The organism is Sodalis sp. RH14, assembly GCF_047324285.1.
Taxonomy (GTDB): Bacteria; Pseudomonadota; Gammaproteobacteria; order Enterobacterales; family Enterobacteriaceae; genus Acerihabitans.
On the sequence record NZ_CP178739.1, the window covers coordinates 2,514,654 to 2,539,117 of the forward strand.

Annotated in this window: 23 protein-coding genes; 15 read left to right on the forward strand and 8 right to left on the reverse strand. The window is 60.3% G+C overall.

Translation table 11 applies throughout. From position 1 onward, the window contains the following. Window positions 1-5: 5 nt before the first annotated feature. Window positions 6-719 carry a response regulator gene (locus ACL2XQ_RS11495; RefSeq protein WP_410014643.1) on the reverse strand — a complete coding sequence of 238 codons (714 nt, stop codon included), beginning with the start codon at window positions 717-719 and terminating at the stop codon, window positions 6-8. After that, entirely contained in the window at window positions 709-2,355 is a 1,647-nt protein-coding gene (locus tag ACL2XQ_RS11500; protein WP_413730273.1) for an ATP-binding protein, read from the reverse strand. Before ACL2XQ_RS11500 ends, ACL2XQ_RS11495 begins: the two co-directional genes overlap by 11 nt. Before the next feature lie 416 nt (window positions 2,356-2,771). Here ACL2XQ_RS11500 and ACL2XQ_RS11505 point away from each other — a divergent pair, with 416 nt between their 5' ends. The 10 genes from ACL2XQ_RS11505 (at window position 2,772) to ACL2XQ_RS11550 (ending at window position 12,278) form a co-directional block, all read left to right on the forward strand. Continuing rightward, entirely contained in the window at window positions 2,772-4,142 is a 1,371-nt protein-coding gene (locus tag ACL2XQ_RS11505) for a 2-hydroxycarboxylate transporter family protein (RefSeq protein WP_410014645.1), read from the forward strand. Window positions 4,143-4,179: 37 nt separating this feature from the next. After that, on the forward strand, window positions 4,180-5,055 hold the full coding sequence (locus ACL2XQ_RS11510; protein WP_413740362.1) for a fumarylacetoacetate hydrolase family protein: 876 nt from the start codon (window positions 4,180-4,182) through the stop codon (window positions 5,053-5,055). A 48-nt stretch (window positions 5,056-5,103) separates the two neighbouring features. Continuing rightward, window positions 5,104-6,168, forward strand: coding sequence for a [citrate (pro-3S)-lyase] ligase (gene citC / locus ACL2XQ_RS11515; protein ID WP_410014647.1), 1,065 nt, complete (start codon window positions 5,104-5,106; stop codon window positions 6,166-6,168). A gap of 50 nt (window positions 6,169-6,218) precedes the next feature. Continuing rightward, window positions 6,219-6,512 (forward strand): citrate lyase acyl carrier protein, encoded by a 294-nt coding sequence (citD, locus tag ACL2XQ_RS11520; RefSeq protein WP_413723060.1) that lies wholly within the window; start codon window positions 6,219-6,221, stop codon window positions 6,510-6,512. Next, entirely contained in the window at window positions 6,509-7,384 is an 876-nt protein-coding gene (gene citE, locus ACL2XQ_RS11525) for a citrate (pro-3S)-lyase subunit beta (protein ID WP_410014649.1), read from the forward strand. The genes citD and citE overlap by 4 nt, the downstream gene beginning before the upstream one ends. Window positions 7,385-7,419: 35 nt before the next feature. Further along, window positions 7,420-8,946 (forward strand): citrate lyase subunit alpha, encoded by a 1,527-nt coding sequence (gene citF, locus ACL2XQ_RS11530; RefSeq protein WP_413740363.1) that lies wholly within the window; start codon window positions 7,420-7,422, stop codon window positions 8,944-8,946. Next, a complete protein-coding gene (gene citX / locus ACL2XQ_RS11535; protein WP_413740364.1) occupies window positions 8,947-9,483 on the forward strand; it encodes a citrate lyase holo-[acyl-carrier protein] synthase in 537 nt (178 codons plus the stop codon). Between the two features lie 61 nt (window positions 9,484-9,544). Next, the gene (gene citG, locus ACL2XQ_RS11540) at window positions 9,545-10,399 is read left to right on the forward strand and encodes a triphosphoribosyl-dephospho-CoA synthase CitG (protein WP_413740515.1); all 855 of its coding nucleotides are present in this window, start codon (window positions 9,545-9,547) and stop codon (window positions 10,397-10,399) included. Continuing rightward, window positions 10,396-11,073, forward strand: a complete 678-nt coding sequence (locus ACL2XQ_RS11545) for an RBBP9/YdeN family alpha/beta hydrolase (protein ID WP_413732623.1) — start codon at window positions 10,396-10,398, stop codon at window positions 11,071-11,073. Before citG ends, ACL2XQ_RS11545 begins: the two co-directional genes overlap by 4 nt. A gap of 110 nt (window positions 11,074-11,183) precedes the next feature. After that, entirely contained in the window at window positions 11,184-12,278 is a 1,095-nt protein-coding gene (locus tag ACL2XQ_RS11550) for a bifunctional transcriptional activator/DNA repair enzyme AdaA (RefSeq protein WP_413740365.1), read from the forward strand. Here the strand turns inward: ACL2XQ_RS11550 and ACL2XQ_RS11555 are convergent. Both ACL2XQ_RS11555 and ACL2XQ_RS11560 read right to left on the reverse strand, forming a co-directional pair. Further along, window positions 12,231-13,043 carry a Cof-type HAD-IIB family hydrolase gene (locus tag ACL2XQ_RS11555; RefSeq protein ID WP_413740366.1) on the reverse strand — a complete coding sequence of 271 codons (813 nt, stop codon included), beginning with the start codon at window positions 13,041-13,043 and terminating at the stop codon, window positions 12,231-12,233. The genes ACL2XQ_RS11550 and ACL2XQ_RS11555 overlap by 48 nt on opposite strands. 134 nt (window positions 13,044-13,177) lie before the next feature. After that, window positions 13,178-13,738, reverse strand: coding sequence for a GNAT family N-acetyltransferase (locus tag ACL2XQ_RS11560; RefSeq protein WP_410014655.1), 561 nt, complete (start codon window positions 13,736-13,738; stop codon window positions 13,178-13,180). A 158-nt stretch (window positions 13,739-13,896) separates the two neighbouring features. On the opposite strand from ACL2XQ_RS11560, the gene ppk2 reads away from it, so the two are divergent. The 3 genes from ppk2 to ACL2XQ_RS11575 all read left to right on the forward strand — a co-directional run bounded on the left by ppk2 (window position 13,897) and on the right by ACL2XQ_RS11575 (window position 16,649). Further along, a complete protein-coding gene (ppk2, locus tag ACL2XQ_RS11565) occupies window positions 13,897-14,709 on the forward strand; it encodes a polyphosphate kinase 2 (RefSeq protein WP_413740367.1) in 813 nt (270 codons plus the stop codon). A 186-nt stretch (window positions 14,710-14,895) separates the two neighbouring features. Beyond that, window positions 14,896-15,438, forward strand: coding sequence for a glutathione peroxidase (locus ACL2XQ_RS11570; protein ID WP_410014658.1), 543 nt, complete (start codon window positions 14,896-14,898; stop codon window positions 15,436-15,438). Window positions 15,439-15,629: 191 nt separating this feature from the next. After that, window positions 15,630-16,649, forward strand: coding sequence for a LacI family DNA-binding transcriptional regulator (locus tag ACL2XQ_RS11575; RefSeq protein WP_413740368.1), 1,020 nt, complete (start codon window positions 15,630-15,632; stop codon window positions 16,647-16,649). A gap of 28 nt (window positions 16,650-16,677) precedes the next feature. On the opposite strand, the gene ACL2XQ_RS11580 is transcribed toward ACL2XQ_RS11575, so the two are convergent. The 3 genes from ACL2XQ_RS11580 to ACL2XQ_RS11590 are packed head-to-tail and all read right to left on the reverse strand — an operon-like array spanning window position 16,678 to window position 19,787. After that, window positions 16,678-18,117 (reverse strand): glycoside hydrolase family 1 protein, encoded by a 1,440-nt coding sequence (locus tag ACL2XQ_RS11580; protein WP_410014660.1) that lies wholly within the window; start codon window positions 18,115-18,117, stop codon window positions 16,678-16,680. 42 nt (window positions 18,118-18,159) lie between these two features. Further along, complete coding sequence (locus tag ACL2XQ_RS11585) at window positions 18,160-19,470, reverse strand: PTS sugar transporter subunit IIC (protein WP_413730285.1); 1,311 nt, start codon at window positions 19,468-19,470, stop codon at window positions 18,160-18,162. Between the two features lie 8 nt (window positions 19,471-19,478). Continuing rightward, window positions 19,479-19,787 carry a PTS sugar transporter subunit IIB gene (locus ACL2XQ_RS11590; protein ID WP_410014662.1) on the reverse strand — a complete coding sequence of 103 codons (309 nt, stop codon included), beginning with the start codon at window positions 19,785-19,787 and terminating at the stop codon, window positions 19,479-19,481. Window positions 19,788-20,036: 249 nt separating this feature from the next. On the opposite strand from ACL2XQ_RS11590, the gene pta reads away from it, so the two are divergent. Continuing rightward, window positions 20,037-22,169, forward strand: a complete 2,133-nt coding sequence (pta, locus tag ACL2XQ_RS11595; protein ID WP_413728772.1) for a phosphate acetyltransferase — start codon at window positions 20,037-20,039, stop codon at window positions 22,167-22,169. 137 nt (window positions 22,170-22,306) lie between these two features. Beyond that, on the forward strand, window positions 22,307-22,465 hold the full coding sequence (locus tag ACL2XQ_RS11600; protein WP_410014663.1) for a DUF3309 family protein: 159 nt from the start codon (window positions 22,307-22,309) through the stop codon (window positions 22,463-22,465). Between the two features lie 95 nt (window positions 22,466-22,560). On the opposite strand, the gene ACL2XQ_RS11605 is transcribed toward ACL2XQ_RS11600, so the two are convergent. Beyond that, complete coding sequence (locus ACL2XQ_RS11605) at window positions 22,561-24,198, reverse strand: ABC transporter substrate-binding protein (protein ID WP_413740369.1); 1,638 nt, start codon at window positions 24,196-24,198, stop codon at window positions 22,561-22,563. Window positions 24,199-24,464 lie beyond the last annotated feature (266 nt).

Below are 24,464 nucleotides of genomic sequence, written 5' to 3' on the forward strand. Positions count from 1 at the left end.
CTATGCTACTGCGCGCCGGGTTGCGCGTCCGGCGGCGCGCGGCGATATAAGCGCCGCGGATGACCGATATTGCCATAGCGCATTTCCACGCCGAGGAACCCGGTGTCAACGCAATATTCCAGATAGCGGCGAGCGGTGGTTTTGCTCAGCCCGGTGCGGCCGACGATATCGTCAACCGAAAGTAAATCACTGTCACCGGCGCTGAATATCTGCTTTACCAGACCGAGGGTATTTTCCTCGATGCCTTTGCTGCCGGCCTCCTGACTGAAGGTTTTCGACTGGAGCTGGTAGAGGATATCGACATTTTGCTGATCCACCACCTTAAACGCCCGCTGAGTCAAAGCAAACTGGATAAAACGCTCCAGGGAATGACGCAGGCGCTTCCAGGATACCGGTTTCAGAATATAGTCGAACGCGCCGCAGCGGATGGCCTGGCTGCAGGTGTTCATGTCGCTGGCGGCGGTAATGAAAATCACCGAGCACTCAAGCCCGCGCAGCAGTTCGCTGTCGATAAGCGAGATACCCTGGCCGTCGGGGAGATAATTATCCAGCAATATCAGCCGGGGACGTTTTTGCAGCAGCTGTTCGCGCGCTTCTTTCAACGTACCGGCAACGCCCACCAGCCGGAGCTTGTCGTGGTTATCGATAAAATCGGCATGCAGCCGCGCCAGTGAGCTTTCATCTTCAACAATAAGCACGTCAAAAATTTCAGGTTGCATAATAAGGTTCATCCGGGGTGAGGGGGCCCACCGTGGTCGCAAGGCTGGTTACGGGTATAAATACGGAAAATACCGTCCCGTAGGGTTGGTTGGCGGAGACTTCTATCGCGCCGCCGGCGTGGTGGACGTAGCTGGCGACCAGATGCAGGCCCAGGCCATGGTCGCCATGAAGTTTGGTGGTCACGCCAAACGTAAAAATGCGTTCGACGTTGTCCTGCGCGATGCCGATACCCTGATCGGCGATTTCAATCACCAGTTCCCGGTCGCCGCCAACGATATAGACTTCGATCGGGTAATGCTCGCCCTCGCGCTGCAGGGTCGCTTCAATGGCGTTGTCGAGGATATTGCCGACCACCGACATTAATTCGGTGTCGCGCAGGCGGGGAGGAATGCGGGTTAAATGACAGGCCGGGTCGAACAGCAACTGCACGCCTTTTTCGCGGGCGCCGGCATATTTTCCCAGCAGCAGGCCGCACAGCGCCGGCGAGCAGAACCGCGCGGAGATGAAATCGAGTATTTCCTGGGCGCTTTCCGATTGTGCTTCAATATAATGGATGGCTTCGTCGTAACGTTTCATATGCAGCAAACCGGCAAGCGTGGCGGTCCAGTTCAGCTGTTCATGCCGCAGGATGCGCAGGTTGTCGGCATAACGTTTCACCTGGCTGAGTTGAATGCTCAGGCTATCGATATCCTTTTGGTCGCGGAAACTGATAACCCACCCCTGCAGCTTGCCTTCCAGCATGATCCTTACCCGGCTGGCGATAACCGTGACGTCGTTGAACAGGCATATTTCGTCATGGGTGTCGCCGGCCAGCATGGTGTGTTCAGCGAGGAAAGCGATGGGTTTAATTACCGCCGACAAAGGGCGGCCGCGCAGTTCGCGCGAGGTGGCCGACAGGGATAGTAATAATTTTGCCGCCCGGTTAATTTGCGCAATCCGGTATTCTTTATCAATGGCTATCACCCCTTCGAAGATCGATTCCAGCAGCGCCTTTTGCTGGCGTACCAATAAACCGATTTCCCGCGGCTCCAGTGAGAACATTTGCTTTTTCATGGTATTGGAAAACCACCATGAAAAGATAAACAACGCCAGCAGCAACAGTAATGCCACCAGCAGTATGTTAACCAATTTTCCGGTGCTGAGGGTGTCGATATGCGTTTTCAAATAGCCAATGGAGACGATGCCGATAATATTATTATGCTTGTCGAAAATAGGCGCTTTGCTGCGCAGGGATATGCCCAGACCGCCTTTACGAATGGAGATAATATTTTTCCCCGCCAGCACTTCGCTATTATCCCCGCCGATCATCGACTTGCCCACCTGCTCCGGATAACGCGAATGATACAAATGCAGCCCCTGCTGGTCGCCGATAACGATATAACTGGCGTCGCTGCGCTGGGCCAAGGTGTCCATCAGGGCGGCGATTGCGGCTATATCCTTGATTTTGACTGCATCTATCAGCGATGGGATCATGGCGATTTCCCGCGCCTGCACCTGGGCCCGCGCACCGATTTCCGCATACAGTTGTTTATCGAGATCGTAGTAATAATAAATACCTATCAGTGTAAGCAGCAGCGAGAAAAAAACGATAAGGCTTATAAAAAGCTTTATATGGAATGAGATTCTCGCGCGCATAATATACTTCGGCCATAGGGAGAATGATTACCTGATAATTCAGCTTATCATGATTAAAAAAGGCTGTAAGGGGCTGCCCCGCAAAATGTGATCGCAAACACAGCCTGGCGACGCTTTCCCCTTTATCGTTCCGCGATTAAAAATAGCATCGGGTAAATATAATACATTTTCATCACCTTTCATTAACATATACCCTTGCCGGGAATTAAAACCATTAAAACACTAAAAACCATTAACGCCATAGACGCCATTAAAACTTCATGGCGTTAAATTGAATCTATTGATTGTACATGAAATAATTAAAACCATTAAAATCTTAAATGCCTTTAAAATAGCGGTTTTAATTTGAATGCAATCACATATTTCATGCGTACTGGTCTTTATTATGCCTGCACTAATTGATAAAGGGGCAGATAATGAGCACGACAGATGATTCATATATTGTTGTCGCGGATACAACACACGCAAAAAAAATTTCCGCAAAGGAAAAATGGTGGCATATCCTGGACACCTGGAAAGTAGGTATTATTCCCCTGCCGCTATTTTTATTGGCCGGGGCGCTGATCGGCATTGATTGCCTGAGCGGGAAATTACCCAGCGATATCGTGGTAATGGTGGCCACGCTGGCATTTTTTGGCTTCGCCTGCGGTGAATTCGGCAAACGACTGCCGATTATCGGTAAAATGGGGGCCGCCGCCATCTGCGCCACCTTTATTCCTTCGGCGCTGGTGCATTACGGGTTATTACCCGATGTCGTGGTCGCTTCCACCACCGCGTTTTTTAAAACCACCAATATTCTTTATCTCTATATTTGCTGCATTATTGTCGGCAGCATCATGAGCATGAACCGGCGCACGCTGATCCAGGGATTCCTGCGCATTTTTTTCCCGATGCTGTGCGGCGAAGTGGCAGGCATGCTGGTGGGGATGGGCGTCGGGCTGATGCTCGGCCTGCCGCCGTTCCAGATTTTCTTTTTCCTGATCCTGCCCATCATGGCCGGCGGCGTCGGCGAGGGCGCCATTCCGCTCTCCATCGGCTACGCCGCGCTGTTGCACATGGAGCAGGGAGTGGCGCTTGGCCGCATCCTGCCGATTGTGATGCTCGGCGGCCTGACCGCCATTGTGATTGCCGGCTGCCTTAACCGCGTGGGCAAGCGTTATCCCCACCTCACCGGCGAAGGCAACCTGATGCCCACCAGGCCCGGCGCGCAAGACGCCGCCGACGCGGAACCGGCCCAGGCCGCCGCCGGTAAAACCGACGTGACCACCATTGCCGCCGGCGCGCTGCTGGCCGTGCTGCTCTATATGGTGGGCATGCTGGGCTATAAGCTTATCGGCCTGCCGGCGCCGGTAGGCATGCTGTTTATCGCGGTGCTGATCAAACTGGCCCACGGGGTATCCCCGCGCATGCTGGAAGGCTCGCAGGTGGTATATAAATTCTTCCAGACATCGGTGACCTATCCGATCCTGTTTGCCGTGGGCGTGGCCATCACCCCCTGGCAAGAGCTGGTCAACGCCTTCACCCTGACCAACCTGCTGGTGATAGTCAGCACCGTCGGCACCCTGGTCGGCACCGGTTTCCTGGTGGGCAAAAAAATCGGCATGCACCCCATCGACGTGGCCATCGTCTCCTGTTGCCAGAGCGGGCAGGGCGGCACCGGCGACGTGGCCATCCTCACCGCCGGCAACCGCATGGCGCTGATGCCGTTCGCCCAGATTGCCACCCGCATCGGCGGTGCCATCAATGTCTCGGTCGCGTTGCTGGTCTTGGGCAATTTTATTCTCTGAACCGGCGCCGGCGCCGGTAGTTAACACAGGAATGTTTATGAAACTCGCAAGTTATCTTCATCAGGGCACCAAAAGCTACGGCATCGTCACGCCCGGCGGCATCGTGGACCTGGGCCGTCGTTTCGGCCAGCGTTATCCGGATTTGAAGGCCCTGCTGGCGGGCAACGCGCTGCCCCTGGCCCGCGAACTGGCCGGCGCGCCGGCGGATATTGCCCTCGCCGGGCTGACGTTCCTGCCGGTAATCGAACATCCGGACAAAATTTTATGCGTCGGCATGAACTATGCCGCCAAACGCCGGGAGTTCAATGAAATGAATCCGGCGCCCACCCTCTTCGTGCGTTTTGCCGATTCACAGACCGGGCACGGCACGCCGGTCGAAAAACCCAGCCATTCGGCGGAGTTTGATTACGAGGGGGAACTGGCGGTGATTATCGGCCGGGGCGGCGAGGATATCCCCGCCGAACAAGCCTTATCCCATGTCGCCGGCTACAGCTGTTATATGGACGGCTCCGCCCGCGACTGGCAGCACACCTGGTTCACCGCCGGCAAGAACTGGCGGCGGACCGGCGCGTTCGGACCCTATCTGACCACCGCCGACGAAATCCCCGATCCCCATGCGCTCAGCATCCGGACCTGGCTTAACGGCCTGATGGTGCAGGACGACAATACCCGCAGCATGATCCATAGCATCGCCGAGCTGATTGAATATATCAGTACCTTTACCCGGCTGAATGCGGGCGATGTGATTATTACCGGGTCGCCGGGCGGCGTCGGTAAAAAACGCACGCCGCCGCTGTTTATGAAGGCCGGCGACTGCATCGAGGTCGAAATAGAACACATCGGCCATCTGCGCAATATGGTCATCGACGCGCAGCGGCCCACGGCCGCCGCGGCGTCCCATATCGCCGCGTAGCGCCGCGCCTGCGCCGCCGGCTTTTTACTCCATGATAGGAAAAACTGTATGTACGATCGGGACCCGCTGGACTTTTCCGTGCTGACCGTTAACCACCCGCGCGATAACCTGGCGGACGTGCGCGCATTGCTGGAGGCAAGTCTTCTGGGCATGGACGCGGATATCGCCAGATTCGTGGTGGCCCGCAGCGGCGGGCGGCTGGTGGGATGCGCCGGCATCGCGGGAAACGTGATCAAATGCGTCGCGGTGGCGGCGGATTACCGGGGCGATAACCTGAGCGCCCGGCTGGTGGGCGAGGTGGAGCAACTGGCCATACGCCAGGGCCATTTCCATCTGTTCTTGTATACCCGGCCGGCGAACATCGGTGTATTTCGCGGCTGCGGTTTTTACCCCCTGGCGCAGACGGGCCAGGTGGCGGTGCTGATGGAAAATACGCCGGTGGGCGTGCGGCGCTACAGCCGTTCGCTTGCGCAATATTACCGGCCGGGCGCGCCCATCGGCGCGGTGGTGATGAACGCCAACCCCTTCACCCTTGGCCACCGCTATCTGGCGGAACAGGCCGCCGCCGCCTGCGCCTGGGTGCATATCTTTGTGGTGCGCGAAGACGTGTCGTTGTTTCCGTATGCCGCGCGCCTGGACATGGTGCGCCAGGGCGTGGCGCATCTGGCCAACGTGACGGTGCATGACGGGTCCGACTACCTGATCTCGCGCGCCACCTTTCCCGGCTATTTCCTGCGTGACGCCGGGCTGGTGGGCAAGACCTACAGCGCCATGGATTTACTGATTTTCCGTCATTATATCGCGCCGCCGCTGGGCATTACCCACCGTTATGTCGGCACCGAGCCCTATTGCCCGGTGACCCATCAATATAACCACGATATGCACGAGTGGCTCGAAGACCCGGATCGCGCGGCGCAGCCGCCGTTGCGGGTAGTGGAGATCGCGCGCGCATGCCATGCGCCGGGCCGGGCGATATCAGCTTCCGAGGTGCGGGCGCTGCTTTCGCAACGGCAAATGGCGCGCATCCGCGACCTCGTCCCGCCGAGCACCTTTGCTTATCTTTGCCGGCGCGAGACGAGGCCGCTGGCCGGGATCTGCGCAACGGGCGCGTAATGTGGCCCGGGACCTTTTATTTAGCCGTGTTTTTTAATCAGGAACGCATTATGAAAATCATACAAGAGGCCCTGGCGGGCACCTTTGAGTCCAGCGATTTGCTGGTCAAGGTCGCGCCTAACAGCGGCGAATTAAGCGTGGTGATCAACAGCGAGGTGATAAAGCAGTTCGGCGCGCAGATCCGCCGGGTGATCGACGCGACGCTGGCGGCCATGGATGTCAAAGAAGGACTGATCATTATCGACGATAAAGGGGCGCTGGACTGCGTGATCCGCGCCCGCGTGCAGACGGCGGTGCTCCGGGCCGCCGGGGCCGATCGCATCCAATGGGAACACCTGTCATGAAAAAGCTTCGCCGCAGTATGCTGTTTATCCCCGGCGCCAACGCCGCCATGTTGTCCACCGCCTTTATCTACCGTCCTGACTCCATCATGTTCGATCTGGAGGACGCGGTGTCCCTGCGCGAGAAGGACAGTGCGCGCATTCTGGTATTCCATGCGCTGCAGCACCCGATGTACCGCGATATCGAAACCGTGGTGCGCATCAATCCGCTGAATACGCCCTTCGGCCTGAAGGATCTGGCGGCGGTGGTACGCGCCGGCGCCGACGTGGTGCGACTGCCTAAAACCGACAGTCCGGAGGATATCCACGAGCTGGAAACCCATATCGAGCGCATCGAGCGCGAATGCGGGCGCGAGGTTGGATCCACCCGCATTATGGCGGCTATCGAATCCGCCATCGGCGTTATTAATGCGGTGGCGATAGCCCGCTGCTCGCCCCGGCTTATCGGCATCGCGCTGGCGGCGTTCGATTATGTCATGGATATGCAAACGGAGCGCGGCGACGGCACGGAACTGTTCTATGCCCGCTGCGCGGTGCTGCACGCCGCCCGCGCCGCCGGGATCGACGCCTTTGACGTGGTCTATGCCGATATCAACGACGATGCCGGTTTCCTGCGCGAGGTCGATCTGGTGCGCAAAATGGGTTTTAACGGCAAATCGCTGATTAACCCGCGCCAGATTGAACTGCTGCACAACGCCTACGCGCCCACCCAGGAAGCGGTGGATTACGCCGAGCGCGTCATCCAGGCGGCCGAAGAAGGCGAGCGCAACGGGCTGGGGGTGATTTCACTTAACGGCAAGATGATTGACGGCCCCATCATCAACCATGCCCAGGTGGTATTGGAGCGCGCCCGGGCTTCCGGTGTGCGGCGGTAAGTGTTTTCACGTTAACAGAATGACAGGAATACCTAATGAGTGACGTAACAGACGATTTACAGGCGCAGTACCGCCATTTGCCGCCGCTGGCGCCGTTCAGCCATGCCAACAGCCTTACGCCGTGGCTGGCCGACGGCCAGGCCAAACACCAGCGTAAACTGTGCGCCAGCCTGGAGCAGGCCATCGAGCGCAGCGGCCTGCGGGACGGCATGACCATCTCTTTTCACCATGCCTTCCGTGAGGGCGATATGGTGATCAACCGGGTGGTCGAGACGCTGGCCCGGCTGGGATTTAAAAACCTGACGCTGGCCTCCAGCTCGCTGATGACCTGCAACGATGCACTGATCGAGCCGATCCGCGCCGGCGTCATCAGCAAAATTTATACCTCCGGCATGCGCGGCAAGCTGGCGGACGCTATTTCCCACGGCCTGATGGAAGAACCGGTGCAAATCCATTCCCACGGCGGCCGGGTGAAACTGCTGCAGGACGGTGAGCTGAAGATAGATGTGGCCTTTCTGGGCGTGCCCTGCAGCGACGAGTTCGGCAATGCCAACGGCACCCAAGGCAAATCCCGCTGCGGTTCGCTGGGATACGCCATGGTGGACGCGCAGTTTGCCCGCAAAGTGGTGCTGCTTACCGAGGCGCTGGTGCCGTTTCCCAATATGCCGGCCAGCCTGGGGCAGGATCAGGTGGATTATATCGTGACGGTGGATCAGGTGGGCGACCCGGCCAAGATAAGCGTGGGCGCGGCGCGCGTGACCAGTAATCCGCGCGAGCTGATGATTGCCCGCACCGCCGCCGATGTCATCGAGCACTCCGGCTATTTTGTCGAGGGTTTTTCCCTCCAGACCGGCTCAGGCGCATCCTCCACCGCCTGCACCCGCTTCCTGGCGCAGAAAATGGAACGCCTGGGCATCGCGGCGCGCTTTGCGCTGGGCGGCATTACCGGCAGCATCGTCGATCTGTTTGAGCAGGGCCTGATCGCCAGGCTGCTGGATACGCAATCCTTCGACGGCCAGGCGGCGGCCTCCCTTGAGCACAACGCCAATCATATCGAGATCTCCACCAACGTCTATGCCAATCCCGGCGCCAAGGCCGCCTGCTGCGACCAGCTGGATATCGTGATTTTAAGCGCCCTGGAAATCGACCTGGCGTTTAACGTCAATGTGATAACCGGCTCCGACGGGGTGATGCGCGGCGCGTCCGGCGGGCACTGCGACGTGGCCGCCGCCGCCAACCTGACCATCGTGGTGGCGCCGCTGACGCGCAGCCGGATCCCAACCGTAGTGCGCCGGGTCACCACCCTGGTGACGCCCGGCGAGAGCATCGACGTTCTGGTGACCGATCAGGGGATTGCCGTCAATCCGGCGCGGCCGGAAGTGCGCCAGCGTCTGGTGGACGCCGGTCTGGAGGTCGTGGATATCGAACAGCTTTATCAACGGGCGGTGGGGTTGACCGGCGAGCCGAAGGCCATCGCGTTTACCCGGCGCATTGTCGGCGTTATCCGCTATCGCGACGGCAGCGTCATTGACGTGGTGCGCCAGGTTCAAGAGGACAGCTAAATGACGATCGCCAATTCACTGCAGTTCGCCGTTTCGCTGGAGGAATTGCTGACGGCCCGGGATCTGCGCGCCGCGCGGCAAACGGAATGGCTTGCGCGCCACCGGCGCCCGCTTATTTCATTGACCCTGGTATCACCTGGCCCGGTGAAGGATTCGGCCCGCTACCGGCGCTCGATGCGCGCCGCGCTGGCAGCCTGCGACGCGCTGCTGGCGCAGCGCGGCTGGCCGGTGCTGGCGCGCGCGGTGTGTTGGCCGGACACCGGGCCGGAGGCATTTTGGGCGGTTGATCATGCCGCCGTGGAAATCAAGGCCGCCACGGTGGCGCTGGAGAAGGAGCATCCCCTGGGGCGGCTGTGGGATATTGATGTGCTTTCCCCGGCCGGCGGCGTTATCGGCCGCCGCTCCCTTGACCAGGCGGGACGGCCGTGTTTGCTGTGCGACCAGCCCGCCCATGCCTGCGCGCGGTCGCGCCGCCATCCTCAGGAAGAGGTTATTGCTAAAATAGAGGGGCTGCTGGATGCCTATTTTGCCCGCTGATAACGGCGCCCGGACGGCCGGCGCCGGCTACCCGGCATGGGCCGCGCCATCCGCGTCGCCAATGATACGGGATGACGCCGGCCGTCAGGCCGCGCCGCCGCCAGCGCTTGATCTGCTGGCCGCCGCCGCGCTGCGCGAGGAAGTGATGCTGACGCCAAAACCCGGGCTGGTGGACGGCCGCAACAACGGCGCGCACCGCGATATGGATTTGCCGCTGTTTATGCAAAGCATAACGGCCATCGCGCCCTGGTTCGGCCGGTTTATCGCGTTGGGCGAGCGGTGCGCCGGAATGCCGGCGCAGCGGGTACTGGCTGAAATCCGCCCCACCGGCCTGGCCTGCGAGCACGCCATGTTTGCCGCTACCGGCGGCGTCAATACCCATAAAGGGGGGATTTTTTCCCTGGGGTTGCTGTGCGTCGCCGCCGGGCGCCTGAGCGGGCGGGGGCAGGCGTTGACCCGCAGCGGGTTATGCGCCGACGTGGCGGCGATCTGCGCCCGGCTGGTGGCGACGGAACTGGCCGGCTGCCGCCGGGCGGCTACCGTGGGCGAGCATATTTACCTGCGCCATGGCCTGACCGGCGCGCGGGGCGAGGCCGCCCGCGGATTCGCCACCGTGCGCGATCATGCCCTGCCGGCCTGGGATCGGCTGCTGGCGGTGGGGACGAAAAGAGAAAGCGCGCTGCTGCACTGCCTGCTGGTGCTGATGGCCCATAATCCCGATACCAATCTGGTGGCGCGCGGCGGCCTCGGCGGGCTGCGGTTTGTGCGCGGCTATGCCCGGCGGCTGCTGGCGGACGGCTGGCGCGAGCAGGATCTGGAGGCCATGGATCGCGCGCTGACGCGGCGCAATCTCAGCCCCGGGGGCAGCGCCGATCTGCTGGCGGTCATGTCCGTGCTGGCGCGGTTCCCGGCATGAACCTTCGCCGGCCGGCACAGCAACGGGCCGTGAACGGGCAGCCTGGGCCAGAACGCGCCGCGCCCGGCGATACGGCGCGCTCTGGGCCGGGCGTTTATCCGCCGCGGGCCGCCGACGGCCAATCGCCCGCCGCCGACGTTTATGCGCCGCTGCGCGTGATACTGGTGCCAGGCATCAACGACAGCGGCCCCGAGCATTGGCAAACCTGCTGGCAGCGGGCGTTTCCCGCCTGGCGGCGTATTGCCCAGCGCGACTGGCTGCAGCCGGATCTCGACGGCTGGCAAACGGCCATCAGGCGCGCGCTGGACGCACCGGCGCCGCCGGCATTGCTGATAGGCCATAGCTTTGGCGCGTTGTCGTCCTGGTATTATGCCAGCCGCTGCGCCGGCCAAATAGCCGGGGTCGTCCTGGTGGCGCCCGCCGAGCCGGTGCGCTTTGAAATCGAGGATCGCATCCTGCCGGTACGGCTGCCGGTGCCCAGCCTGATGTTCGCCAGCCATAACGATCCGCTGCTGGCGTTCCCGCGCGCGCAATACTGGGCCGACGCCTGGGGCAGCGAACTGGTGGATGTGGGGGAGGCCGGCCATATCAACGCCCAGTCCGGTTTTGGCGCCTGGCCGCACGGCCTGGAGTGCGTGGCCCGGTTCGCCCGCCGGCTGGCGGCGCGATACTAGGGGCGTCGCCGCGCGGATCGGGCAAAAAAATCAACGCCCGAAAAATGTCGTCGGCAAAAATACATTCCTTTAAGATGGCGCTTATGTTGGGTTACAGGGTGCCGATCGCGATGTTTTTTGAACTGCCTGATGTGGATACGCTATACGCCGCGCTGCTGGCGCGCGACCCGGTCTATGATGGTTTTGCGTTCGTGGGGGTCAAAAGCACCGGCGTGTTTTGCCGCCTGACCTGCCCGGCGCGCAAGCCCAAAAAAGAACATGCCGTTTTTTACGCCACCGTGGTCGAGGCCATGGAGGCGGGTTTCAGACCGTGCAAACGGTGCCAGCCCCTGTCGTTGTTCGGCGCGCGGGATAAAACCCTGGGCATGCTGCTGGCCCGCCTGGAAAGCGACCCGGAAAAAAAATGGTCGGAAGACGACCTGACCGCGGCGGGTTTGGATCCCTCCACCGTAAGGCGGGCGTTTAAACGCCAGTTTGGCGTCACCTTTCTTGAGATGGCGCGGCTGCGCCGGCTGGGCAAGGGCATTCACCAACTGACGATGGGGGCGGACGTCATAGAGGCCCAGCTGGAGGCCAGCTTTGAATCGGGCAGCGGTTTTCGCGCCGCCATTACCCGGCACCTGGGCATGAATCCCAGCCAGGCCCGGCGGCACCGGTTTCTGAAAAGCCGCTGGCTGGACACCCCGCTCGGCTCCATGCTGGCGGTGGCGGACCAGCAGGCGCTGCACCTGCTGGAGTTTGCCGATCGCCCGGCGTTGCCCGCGGAACTCACCCGGCTCAGAAACCTCACCGCCTCGGAGATCGTGATGGATAGCACGCCGGTCACCGACCAGTTGGAGCGCGAGCTGAACGACTATTTCGCCGGCGCGTCCTGCCGCTTCGCCACGCCGCTGGCCGAGCATGGATCGCTATTTACCCGCCGGGTCTGGGATGCCTTGCGCGCCATCCCCGCGGGCCAGGTAAGAAGCTATTCGGCGGTGGCCGCCGCCATCGCGCGTCCCACCGCGACCAGGGCGGTGGCCCGGGCCAACGGCGCCAACCAGATTGCCATTTTGATACCCTGCCACCGGGTCATCGGCGCCGACGGCACCCTGACCGGCTACGGCGGCGGCTTATGGCGCAAGCAGTGGCTGATCGAACACGAAAAACGGCGGTTCTCAGGCGAAGGGCGGGGCGGGCAGCAAAATGTCGTCGATAATGCCTAATACGCCGGCCTCATTATTCGAGGCGGCGAGGTAACGGGCCGCCGCTTTGATCGTGTCCGGCGCGTTGGCCATGGCGTAGCCGTAGCCCGCCTGTTGCAGCATTTCGAGGTCGTTGCCGCCGTCGCCGAAGGCCGCCACCTCATCATCGTTGATATGCCATAGCCGCTGAAGTATTCGCAGCCCGTTGGCCTTATGCACGCCGGGAATAATCAAATCGACCGACCCATGGCCGCTGGATACCGGGGTGACGATGCCCTCCAGTTCAGCGGCGATAAAACGGATAAACCCGGGTAATTTTTCATCGGGCAGCGAGAGCGCAAATTTAAATATCGTGCCGGTGACGGCGGAAAAATCATCCACCCCCGCCAGGCGATGATAATAACGGTTGATCCGCCGGTAGATGTGCGGCGCGGCGCTGTTAAGCAGATAGGCGCTTTCCCTGGCGCAGACGACGGTGTGCAGATAAGGTATCTCCGCCAGCACGGCCAAGATCCTTTCATAGTGTTCCCGGCTGAACTCGCCGCAGAACACTACCTGGCCGCCGTTGACGACGTAGGCGCCATTCTCGGCGACAAAGGCGATTTCACCGGCAATGTCGGGAAAAAAGGAGATCAGCTGGTAGTACTGATTACCGCTGGCCACCACAAACTTTACGCCCCGCCGGCGCAGGCTGGCATACTGGCGGCTGAATCGCTGCCGGTCATAATTTTTGCCGTCGTCCAGGAACGTGCCGTCCATATCCACCGCAATCATTTTGATGCTCATCCGCGCTCCAGAGTCTGTCGCCGCGCTATTGTGTGCCGGGGCGGCGGGCAGGACGACTTTATAAAAGTGTTTTATAAAGTGGAAAATTATCGGGAATTTCAGCGGCTGTCAAGGACAATATCGTACTGGCCGCGTTAACGCCCGGGAGGGGCGCCAGCCGCGTTTTTGCCGGGATCATAGTCGCCAGCGCGCAGCGTGAACAGCAGGCTGGGTACGTGGCCCGGCACATCGTCAATGCTGCCGGCCCGTACGAGTCCCGCTTTGATCAGCACCCGCTGCGACGACAGATGGTTTTCCCGGACAGTGGCGGAGATCTCCGCGAGCCCCAGCGCGCCGAAGCCGGCGGCGACCGCCGCCCGCGCAAATTCGGTGGCAAGGCCCATTCCCCAGGCATCGGCCGCGAACCGGTAACCCAGGTTATTGATGACCCGGTCGCCCAAGGGGCGCACGCTCAGGCCGCCAAAGCCGATAATCGCCTCTGGCCCGCGGTTGAGCTTAATCGCCCAGGTGCCGAAACCGAAAGCCTGCCAATGGGTCAGCCAGCCGGCCAGCACCCGCTTGGCATAGGCAAGATCGGGATAGGGACCGGCGGGATTAAAGGTCTGGGTTTCCGGGTCGCCGTAGATGCGGTACAGGCTGTCGCCGTCGCTTACCCGTACGGGGCGCAAATGCATTCTCTCGGTGTACAGTTCCAATGGCATCACCCGGTTATTGTTCCAGCAGTAACGCCATCATAACGCTTGCGCTTGATAGTTCTGTATAAAAAACATTAAAACCCGCCATCCTCACGCAACGGCCAATTGAATGCCATACTCAGGGCTGAAATCAGGAATCTCATCCATCGGGAGTAACAATGAGCAAAAAAAAGCACCATAACGACGACCAGGAATCACCCTCCGCGCAGATCCCGTCCGGCAAGGAGTACGCTCAGGTCCTGCATTTACTGCAGGTAGAGCTGGTCAAGCTGCAGCGCGAAATCATCAGCGCCAACGATAAAATCGTGGTGATCTTCGAGGGCCGCGACGCGGCGGGCAAAGACGGCATTATCAAAACCATTTCCGAACACCTGAGCGCGCGTGAAATCCGGGTAGTCGCCCTTGGCAAACCCTCGGAACGGGATCAGGCCGAATGGTATTTCCAACGCTACGTGGCGCAGCTGCCGGCGGCGCAGGAAATGGTGCTGTTCAACCGCAGCTGGTACAACCGCGCCGGCGTCGAGCGCGTGATGAAGTTTTGCACCGACGAGCAGTACGAAGAATTTATGAACACCGTGACGGATTTTGAACAGCTGCTGGTGCGCTCGGGCATTAAGCTTATCAAATATTATCTGGATATCAGCAAGCGCGAACAAAAAGAGCGGCTGGAATCCCGTCTCACCGATCCCCTGAAACAGTGGAAAATCAGCCCCATCGACCAGCAGGCCACCAAGCTGTGGAAGCCGTACAGCGAGGCGCGCAACCTCATGCTGACCCGCACCCATACCCCGACCACGCCGTGGATAGTGGTGCATACCGACGATAAACATACGGCGCGCGTCAATATCCTGCGCGACTTGCTTGGGCGCCTACCATACCAGGGCAAGGATAAAAATCTGGCTCTGCCGGACCCGGAGGTGCTGTATGCCTTCGATACCGTTTGCATTGAAAACGGCCGGCTTGCGCCCTGACGGCCGGCGCGGGCCCCGGCGATCCCCGGTTGACCGCCGGCGCGCCTTGCCTTGCGCCTGCGGCCCGGGCGCGCTATTGTCATAGGTCGTTTGCGCGGCATGACCGGCGGCGCCCGGCGTTCCCCTGGCGGGGCGGGGCGTGCCGCCGATGAAACCTGGCCCTCTATCATTTGAAAAGGATAAAACATGACCGAGTCTCTTTACGACATACCGCTTAAACACATTGACGGTACTCCCGGCAGCCTGGCGGCGTACCGCGGCAAGGTGCTGCTGGTGGTCAACGTGGCGTCCAAATGTGGGCTGACGCCGCAGTATGAAGGGCTGGAAAAACTTTACCAGGAACGGCGCGCCGGCGGGCTGGAAGTGCTGGGTTTTCCCGCCAATAACTTCAAGGGCCAGGAACCGGGCAGCGACGCGGAAATCAGCGACTTCTGCGCCGTCAACTATGACGTGCACTTCCCGATGTTTTCCAAATTATCGGTGCTTGGCGAGGATCAGCATCCTTTATACGCCCAGCTGACCGCGGCGCAACCGGTGGCTACCGGCGACGGCCCGTTTCGCGAGCGCCTGAAGGGCTATGGGGTCGACCCCACCAATCGCCAGGACGTATTATGGAATTTTGAAAAGTTCCTTATCAACCGGCAGGGCAAGGTTATCGCGCGGTTTGCGCCCGATGTCACCGCTGACGATCCGCGGCTGCTGCGCGCCATCGACGCCGCGCTCGGCTAACCCCCCCTGCGGCCCGGACTGGCGCGGGCGGGGCCGGCGCCGGCGCTTAATCCGGGGCGCTATTCCTCTCATCCCACCGCCGCGGCAAAAGCGCCGTAAACAGCGCGGATATCTTATCCCGGCAAGGCCGGTATGCTAAAATCAGCGCCAGGCGATTTTCTCCCCAGTCATGGGATGAATAGGGTTTTGCAATGATTACCATGCAGGATGTTGCGATCAAGGCGGGCGTCTCCAAATCCACGGTGTCCCGTGTCCTGTCGGGCGATAATTATGTCAAGGAAACAACGCGCCAACGGGTATTCAAGGCTATTGAAGAATCCGGCTACCGTCCCAACCTGCTGGCCAGGAGCCTGGCGACCAAAAATTCGCAAAGTATCGGCCTGATCGTCACCAACACCCTGTTTAACGGTCCTTATTTCAGCGAACTGTTGTACCAGACCGCCAAAATGACCGAAAACTACGGCCGGCAGCTTATCCTGGTGGACGGGAAACACAGCGTCGACAGCGAGCTTGAAGCGATCCAGTTCCTGCTGGATCGCCGCTGCGACGCCATTATTATCTATCCGAGCTTCCTGGGTGAAGCGGAGTTGATGGGCCTGATCGCCCGGCACGATATCCCGTTCCTGGTGATCAACCGCGATTTGCCGCATGCCCGCGAGCATTGCGTATTCGCCGATCATCAGCGCGACGCCCGCGAGGCGGTGGCGTATCTCATCGCGCAGGGACACCGGGACATCGCCTTTATCACCGGCGCGGCCGGGTCGCCCACCGCCGCCGCGCGCGCGGCGGGATACCGCCAGGCCCTGGACGCCGCGGGCATACCTGTGAATGAATCGCTGCTCGCCGCCGGTCAATGGTCGTTAAACAGCGGGTTTAACGCCTGCCTGGCGCTGCTGGACGGCGCGGCCGCCTTCAGCGCGCTGGTGTGCGCCAACGACGATATGGCCATCGGCGCCGCCAGGGCGCTGCGTGAGCGCGGCCGGGCGGTGCCCGGCGAGATCTCGTTGCTCGGTTTTGACGATATTCCCGTGGCGTCTTATCTTAATCCGCCGCTGACCACCGTGCATGTGCCGGTGGCGCAGATGATTAAAAGCGCGCTGGAGCAGGTGGTCAACGTACTTGACGGCAAGGGGGTATCGCCGCTCAAGCCCTTTAGCGGCCGGCTGATGGTGCGCGACTCCGTTATTCCCGGTCCCTTCGCCGGGCGGTAAATGACCGCCCGGCGAAGGTGCGCTGGCCTTAATACCCGATATCCGTCTCCAGGCGCTGTCCGTTGCTTTTAATCACCCGCTGGTACCAGAAAAAACTCTTTTTCCGCAAGCGGGCCAAATCCTTCAGGTCGTGCTCGTCGCGATTGACATACACGAAGCCGTAGCGTTTGCCGATGCCCTGATGGGTGCTGACCAAGTCAATCGCCGACCAGGGGCAATACCCGAACAGCGCCACACCGTCGGCAAGGGCTAACCGCAGCTGGCGTATATGGTCGCTGAGATACCGGATACGGTCATCGTCATACACCTTGTTGCCCGCCGCCAGCGTATCAAATGCGCCCAGGCCGTTTTCGGTCACGATCAGCGGCAGGTGGTAACGCTCATAAATTTCCCGGCAGGTCACGCGCAATCCCACCGGGTCGATATACCAGCCGAACTGATTATGTTCCAGATGCGGATTATCGGCGCCGATATACACCGCGCGATCCATGCCGGGCAATTGCTGATCCTCGATGTCGCGTGCGTTGTCCGGGGCGGCGTTTTCCCGCGGCACGTCCGCCGCCACCGTGGTGGAGGCATAATAATTAAAGGCGATAAAATCGGGACGCCCCTGCGCAAGCAGGTTCATGTCCTCGTCGGCGATGCGCGGCAGATAGCCTTTTTCCGCCATAAAACGCCAGGCCAGCGCGTTATACCGGCCATGGCAGGCCAGATCCAGGTAAAGCCAGTTGCGGATGGACGAATAATTATTGGCGGCGATCGCATCCTCCGGGCGCGGGCTGGCCGGATAGACGCAGGAAATATTCGGCGCCGGGCCGATTTTGGCGGCCGGCAGCAGCTCATGGCAGGCGATCATCGCCCTGGCCTGCGCCAGCATCATATGGTGGTTTTGCTGGTAGAGGGTCTTTTGCGGATCGGGGGTGCCGGGGGGCAGGGTACCGATGACGTCGCCTTTCAGGATCATCATGTTCTGTTCGTTGATCGTCAGCCAGTAGTGGACACGATCGCCGAAGAGGGCAAAGGCGGTGCGGGCAAAGCGTTCAAAGGCCGCGATGGTGCGCGGGTTCGACCAGCCGCCCTGAAGCTGCAGCGCCCAGGGCAAATCGAAATGGTACAGCGTCACCAGCGGTTCGATGCCGTGGCGGCGAATGTCATCAATCAGCCGCTGGTAAAAGGCCACACCCAGCGGATTGAGCTCGCCGTCGCCCTCGGGATACAGCCGGCTCCAGGCAATGGAAAAGCGGTAGGTCTTCAGCCCCAGTTCGGCGAACAGGGCGATGTCCCCGGCAAAGCGGTGATAGTGATCGCTTGCGACGGTGAAATCGCTCAGCGCCGGCGGGAATTGCGCCCGATCGATCACCGTCGGGCCTTTGCCGTCCTCGTTCCAGGCGCCCTCCACCTGATACGCCGAGGTGGAGGCGCCCCAGAGAAAGTCCGCTGGAAAAGGGGGCAACGTCTGATAATGCATATCCATCTTCCTCAGTGAGTATTGTGATGACCTTTGCGCGGCTTATGCCGCCTGCGGCCGGGTCTGCGGCAGCGGGCGATCCTGCGCCAGCAGCTGGCGTTCATAGATTTTGAAAAAGGGGTAATACACCAGGGTCGACACGACCAGCAGCACCACCACCAGCAGCGCCGCGCGGAGATCCCAGCCGGTGGACCAGGCCGCGCCGATGGGGGCCGGGGTCGTCCAGGGCGCCATGGAAATCACCCGGCCAACCAGTTCGGTGCGGGTGGCGATATACGCAAGCGTGGCGTTAATCAGCGGCGCGGTGATAAAGGGAATAAACAGCGTCGGATTCATCACCACCGGCGAGCCGAAAATCACCGGCTCGTTGATATTGAACAGGCAGGGCACCAGGCTGAGTTTGCCGATGGACCGCAGGTGGGCGGAACGGCTGCGCAGATAAAGCAACACCAGTCCCATGGTGGAGCCGGAGCCGCCGATGACGATAAAAAACTGCCAGAAGGGTTCGATAAAGATATGGGTCAGCGGCTGGCCGGCGGTCAGTTCCTGCTGGTTGATGCCAAGATTAGTCAGCCAGAAGGCCTGCAGCATGCCGCCGACGATAACCGCGCCGTGGATGCCGGCAAACCATAATAAATGGCAGATCAAGACCGCGATCAAAATTGCCGGCAGCGTATCGGCGGCGGAAATAATCGGGCCGAACAGCGCCATGATGGCTTGAGGCAGCAACATGCCGAACTGCGATTGGATAAACAGGCTCAGGGGATAGAGGGTAAAAAATATGGCCAGCACCGGAATCAGTAAATCAAAGGATTGCTGTATTTTCGGCGGCACCTGCTCCGGCAGATGGAAGCCAATATTCCTGACTTGCAGAAAATGCATTAATTCGGTGGCGAAAATCGCCACCAGCAGGGCGGTAAATATCCCGGTGCCGCCCAGCGAGGAGACCGGCAGCATTTTATCGGTTTGCGGGGCGGCCACCACCATGAACGCCATCAGCGATAACATGGCGGCCATAAACCCGTTCATTTTATAACTGAGGGCCAGGTTATAAGCGATGGCGGCGGCAATAAACAGCGACATAATGCCCATGGTCATATTGTACGGCATGAGGATAACCGACTCATATTGCGCCGCCATGCGCAGCCACCATTGCGCAAATGCCCAATCGCTGGTGGCGGAAAAAGGCGGGTGCGCGAACACCAGCATAAAGGAGCCGACGATCAGGAACGGCATGGCGGAAATAAAACCATCCCTGATCGCCATTACGTGGCGCTGGCTGGATAATCTGCCCGCAATGGGACTGATGGTGTTTTCAATGACGCCAAATACCGATGCGCTAATTCCGGACATAGTTTCTCCTAGGCGTTAAGCAGCGCCAGCGTGTCGTTTAATATCTTTTCGCCGTTCATCATGCCGTAATCCATACTGTTAATAACCACGATGGGTTTATGCTGCTCATCGGCGATGATTTTGAAATCGCCGAGCTTATATTTGATCTGCGGCCCCAGCAGGCAGCAATCGTAATGGGGTAATTGCTCGGCAAACTCTTCCAGCCCCACTGCTTTTATTTCGACGTCCAGTCCTTTTATTTCAGCGGCTTTCAGCATTTTTTTCACCACCATGCTGGTGGACATTCCGGCGGCGCAACACAATAGGATCTTTGGCATACAGCGGCCCTCTTATGACATGGTGTAGGGAGTAATACCTGATGGACTTTTTTTCTGCAACCGGTTTCAGAAACCGGTTGCGGTTTTGTGATGACGGTCAATGGCCGGTCCGCGGCGGGGCGGGGCAATCGGTGACATGAGACGGCTTATGCCGACAACTGTCGGCGGCCTCACGGCATAACTCACACAAAATAGGAGAAAATAGCGTTCCAGAATATTGCCGGGGGTTGCGCCGTGCCACGTACTATTATGTTGATCCCAACCGACCTGAGCGTCGGATTAACCAGCGTCACCCTGGGCGTGATCCGGGCCATTGAGCGCAAAGGCATACGCCTGAGCGTATTCAAGCCGGTTGCCCAGCCGCGCGACGGCAGCAGCCGGCCGGACCAGACCACCGCCATCATCCGGGCCAACTCCGCGATTGCCGTCGCGCCGCCCCTGGAGATGGGCTATGTCGAGATGTTGTTGGGATCCAATGCGCGCGACGTCCTGATGGAAGACATCGTCGCGCGTTATCACAGCGCCCTGGGACAGGCGGACGTGGTGCTGATCGAGGGGCTGATGCTGACGCGGCGCCACCAGTTCGCCAACCAGCTGAACCACGACATCGCCAAGGCGCTGGGCGCGGAAATCGTGCTGGTCACCGCGCTGGGAACCGGTACACCGGCGCAGTTGCGGGAGCGGCTGGAGCTGGCGTGCGCGGGCATCGGCAAACACAGCGGCGTGGCGGGCGTCATCATCAATAAAATCAACGCGCCGCTGGACGAACAGGGCCGCACCCGTCCCGACCTGTCGGAAATCTTCGACCAGGCCAGCCAAGACGGCGCCGCCGATGCGGCGTTGCCGCCGTTCAGTCATTTTCCCATGCCGATCCTGGGCGCTATCCCCTGGAGCATGGCGCTTATCGCCACGCGCGTCATCGATATGGCGCATCACCTTAACGCCCGTATCGTCAACGCCGGCGATATCCAGACCCGGCGGGTGCGTTCGGTGACCTTTTGCGCGCGCGGGCTCACCGGCATGGTCGACCTGTTTCGTCCCGGCTCGCTGCTGGTGACCTGCGCGGATCGCCCTGAAGTGCTGGTGTCGGCCTGCCTGGCGGCCATGAACGGCGTGGACATCGGCGCCATCCTGCTGACCGGCGGCTATGATATCGCGCCGTCGATAGGCCGGCTGTGCGCGCGCGCGTTCCAGACCGGCCTGCCGGTATTGATGGTGGACACCAATACCTGGCAAACCTCGCTTAACCTGCAAAACTTCAACCTGGAGGTGCCGGCCGAAGATCATCAGCGCGTTGAAAATCTGCAGGACTATATCGCCGGCTATATCGATGCCGGGTGGGTAGCCTCCCTGACCGCCGTCTCTGAACGCCCGCGCCGCCAGTCGCCGCCGGCCTTCCGTTATCAACTGACCGAAATGGCCCGGCGGGCCGCCAAACGCATCGTCTTGCCTGAAGGCGATGAACCCCGCACCATCAAGGCCGCGGCGATATGCGCCGAGCGTGGTATCGCGCGCTGCGTGCTGCTGGGCAACCCCGATGAAATACGCCGTATCGCCGCGGCGCAGGGCGTGACGCTGGGCGCGGGAATCGATTTGATCGATCCGGCCGCCGCGCGGGGACATTACCTGGCGCGGCTGGTGGCGCTGCGCCAGGGCAAGGGCATGACGGAGCTGATTGCGCGGGAACAGCTGGAGGATAACGTCGTGCTGGGTACCCTGATGCTGGAACAGGGGCACGTGGACGGCCTGGTCTCCGGCGCGGTGCATACCACCGCCAATACCATCCGCCCGGCGCTGCAGCTGATCAAAACCGCGCCGGGCAGTTCGCTGGTGTCATCGGTGTTCTTTATGCTGTTGCCTGAACAGGTACTGGTGTATGGCGATTGCGCCATCAATCCCGATCCCGACGCCGGGCAATTGGCCGACATCGCCATCCAGTCCGCCGACTCGGCCGCGGCCTTCGGCATCGAACCGCGCGTGGCCATGATCTCCTACTCCACCGGCACGTCAGGCACCGGCAGCGACGTGGATAAAGTGCGCGAAGCCACCCGGCTGGCGCGCGAAAAACGCCCCGATCTGGCGATCGACGGTCCTTTGCAATACGACGCCGCCATTATGGCCGATGTGGCCAAAACCAAAGCGCCCGATTCGCCGGTGGCCGGCCAGGCTACGGTGTTTATTTTCCCGGACCTGAATACCGGCAATACCACCTACAAAGCGGTTCAGCGCTCAGCGGCGCTGGTTTCCATCGGGCCCATGCTGCAAGGCCTGCGCAAGCCGGTCAACGACCTTTCGCGCGGGGCGCTGGTGGACGATATCGTCTATACCATCGCCCTGACAGCCATTCAGTCCATGCAGCAATCGCCACCCGTTGAAATTTAGCCGGGGCAAACGCGAAAAGATGTCTATACTCATTACGTTATCTCTGACTGAGCTCATTTCTTTCATAAGACGTAAACTCTGTTTAGAACGAGGCAAATGCGCTGGAAACAGCAAGTCAATAAACAAAGGAGTTTTCCATGGGCATCGGAACAATCGTCTTAATCGTATTAATACTTCTGCTAATTGGTGCTTTCCCGAGTTGGCCCCACAGCCGCAGCTGGGGTTATTACCCAAGCGGCCTGCTCGGCGTGGTGGTCGTCATTCTGCTGATCTTGGTCTTATTGGGCAGGATTTAACAATTAATCCGATGCTTTAATCATTATCGGATGTATACGGGGACCTGCTTTGCGCAGGTCCCCGTTTTATTTTCGCGGGGCAGTGGAGGCGGGAGCTAGTGTTTAACCACGTACAGGTCCCGGGCGTAGACATATCCCAGTGGGCTTTCATGGAAGCCGCCGATATAGGGTTTGACCAGTTTTACCGAGACATATTGATAAACGGGGATGGCCGGTGATTCTCTGGTCAAAATATCCTCGGCCTGCTGGTAATACCGCGCCCGATCCTCTTTTGTCGACGCGGCAGCGGCATTATTTACCGCCCGGTCGTAATCCGCGTTACTGTATTTTGCCGTATTATTGCTGTCGTTGGTGACGTAGTTATTGAGGAAGGTGGACGGTTCGTTATAGTCGGCTATCCATGCGTAGCGCACCACGTCGAAATTAGGCCCGTGTAGGGTGTCGAGCATGCTCTTCCATTCCTGGCTGTTAAGCGTGGCCTCCACCCCCAGGTTTTTTTTCCACATGGAGCTGGCGGCGATGGCGATGCGCTGGTGCGATTCGGAGGTGTTATACAACAGCGAGAATTTCAGCGGCCGCGCCGGGGTAAATCCGGCCTGCGCCAGCAATGTCCTGGCCTCGGCCACCCGCTGCTGCTGGGTCCAGCCGGCGTAAACAGGGGGGGTGAGCGCAAAGCCGCCGGTGTTGTCCGGGCTGAACAGATAGGCCGGTCGTTGGCCTTGCCCCAGCACTTTTTCGGCGATAATGGTTTTATCCAGCCCCAGGTTAAGCGCCAGCCGCACCCGCGGATCGTTAAACGGCGGCTTTTGCGTATTAAATTCATAATAATAGACCGCCAGCTTGGGCGAAATATGCACCTGCGCGCCCAGGTCCGTTTGCAGCGACCGGAATAACGTTTGCGGTACGCTCGCGGTAATATCAATTTCACCCGCCTTATAACGATTGATATCGGCGGTTTCCGACGCGATGGGCAAATAGGTGATGCGGTTGATCACGGTATGCTGGTTATCCCAGTAGCGGCTGTTCCTGACACCCACTACTTTTTCATTCACTACCCATTGCGCCAGGGTGAAGGCGCCGCTGCCGACAAAATTCTGCGGCTGGGTCCATTTATCGCCGAACTGCGCGACGGCCCGGGGATTAATCGCCACCAGGGACGGATGCGCCAGCATGCTGAGAAAGGCGCTTACCGGCTGGGTGAGGTCGATTTGCAGCGTGGCGTCGTCCAGCGCCCGCACGCCCAGGCTGTCCGCCGGCTTTTGGCCCGCGGCGATCTCGGCGGCGTTCAGCACACGCATGCTTACCAGATAACTTTCATAAGGCGAGGCGGTGGCGGGATCGATTAAGCGTCGCCAGCTGTAGACCAGATCGCCGGCGGTAATCGGCTGGCCGTTCGACCAGGTAATGCCGGGGCGCAGGTGAAAAATCCACACCCTGGGCCGGGGATTATCCCAGCCGGCGGCCAGGCGCGGCGCCACGGCGCCGTGGTTGTCGAGGCTGACCAGTCCGTCGAAGAAGTCGCTGATGATATTAAATTCCACATCGCTCTCGACCCGGTGGGGATCGAGGGAAGCCGGCTCGCTGCCGTTATTGCGCACGATGTCCTGCCGGGCCGCCAGTTCGACTCCGGCGGGCACCTCGGCGCCCAGGGCCGTGGCGGCCGGCAACAGCGCGGCCATCGCGCCCAGGGTAAATCCCGCCAGTGTAATGCCCGGCAGTCTGGTTGTCTTCATGCCTCCCCCTCCTTATTGTCGCGGATAAATAATGTCTGTCCGGCAGTCTCCACCATTCCTACCATCAACATGGCGCGCCGTCCAGGCCTGGTCCCCGTGGCGCTTAACGCCGGATAAATACGCCGCCGCCGGTGCCGGGCCGGGGCATGGCGCGATGCCGGGCGGTGCGCATGGCATGACCGACATCAAGAATAGCGCCGCTAATCAGGACAATATGCGTCCCACTGTCTACGCTTATCTACATTGACCGACATTGCACTTCCGCA

Coding starts and splice junctions, on each gene's coding strand:
- ACL2XQ_RS11495 (WP_410014643.1), bottom strand. CDS start 719: ATGCAACCTGAAATTTTTGACGTGCTTATTGTTGAAGATGAAAGCTCA.
- ACL2XQ_RS11500 (WP_413730273.1), bottom strand. CDS start 2,355: ATGCGCGCGAGAATCTCATTCCATATAAAGCTTTTTATAAGCCTTATC.
- ACL2XQ_RS11505 (WP_410014645.1), top strand. CDS start 2,772: ATGAGCACGACAGATGATTCATATATTGTTGTCGCGGATACAACACAC.
- ACL2XQ_RS11510 (WP_413740362.1), top strand. CDS start 4,180: ATGAAACTCGCAAGTTATCTTCATCAGGGCACCAAAAGCTACGGCATC.
- citC (WP_410014647.1), top strand. CDS start 5,104: ATGTACGATCGGGACCCGCTGGACTTTTCCGTGCTGACCGTTAACCAC.
- citD (WP_413723060.1), top strand. CDS start 6,219: ATGAAAATCATACAAGAGGCCCTGGCGGGCACCTTTGAGTCCAGCGAT.
- citE (WP_410014649.1), top strand. CDS start 6,509: ATGAAAAAGCTTCGCCGCAGTATGCTGTTTATCCCCGGCGCCAACGCC.
- citF (WP_413740363.1), top strand. CDS start 7,420: ATGAGTGACGTAACAGACGATTTACAGGCGCAGTACCGCCATTTGCCG.
- citX (WP_413740364.1), top strand. CDS start 8,947: ATGACGATCGCCAATTCACTGCAGTTCGCCGTTTCGCTGGAGGAATTG.
- citG (WP_413740515.1), top strand. CDS start 9,545: ATGATACGGGATGACGCCGGCCGTCAGGCCGCGCCGCCGCCAGCGCTT.
- ACL2XQ_RS11545 (WP_413732623.1), top strand. CDS start 10,396: ATGAACCTTCGCCGGCCGGCACAGCAACGGGCCGTGAACGGGCAGCCT.
- ACL2XQ_RS11550 (WP_413740365.1), top strand. CDS start 11,184: ATGTTTTTTGAACTGCCTGATGTGGATACGCTATACGCCGCGCTGCTG.
- ACL2XQ_RS11555 (WP_413740366.1), bottom strand. CDS start 13,043: ATGAGCATCAAAATGATTGCGGTGGATATGGACGGCACGTTCCTGGAC.
- ppk2 (WP_413740367.1), top strand. CDS start 13,897: ATGAGCAAAAAAAAGCACCATAACGACGACCAGGAATCACCCTCCGCG.
- ACL2XQ_RS11570 (WP_410014658.1), top strand. CDS start 14,896: ATGACCGAGTCTCTTTACGACATACCGCTTAAACACATTGACGGTACT.
- ACL2XQ_RS11575 (WP_413740368.1), top strand. CDS start 15,630: ATGATTACCATGCAGGATGTTGCGATCAAGGCGGGCGTCTCCAAATCC.
- ACL2XQ_RS11580 (WP_410014660.1), bottom strand. CDS start 18,117: ATGCATTATCAGACGTTGCCCCCTTTTCCAGCGGACTTTCTCTGGGGC.
- ACL2XQ_RS11585 (WP_413730285.1), bottom strand. CDS start 19,470: ATGTCCGGAATTAGCGCATCGGTATTTGGCGTCATTGAAAACACCATC.
- ACL2XQ_RS11590 (WP_410014662.1), bottom strand. CDS start 19,787: ATGCCAAAGATCCTATTGTGTTGCGCCGCCGGAATGTCCACCAGCATG.
- pta (WP_413728772.1), top strand. CDS start 20,037: ATGTTGATCCCAACCGACCTGAGCGTCGGATTAACCAGCGTCACCCTG.
- ACL2XQ_RS11600 (WP_410014663.1), top strand. CDS start 22,307: ATGGGCATCGGAACAATCGTCTTAATCGTATTAATACTTCTGCTAATT.
- ACL2XQ_RS11605 (WP_413740369.1), bottom strand. CDS start 24,198: ATGAAGACAACCAGACTGCCGGGCATTACACTGGCGGGATTTACCCTG.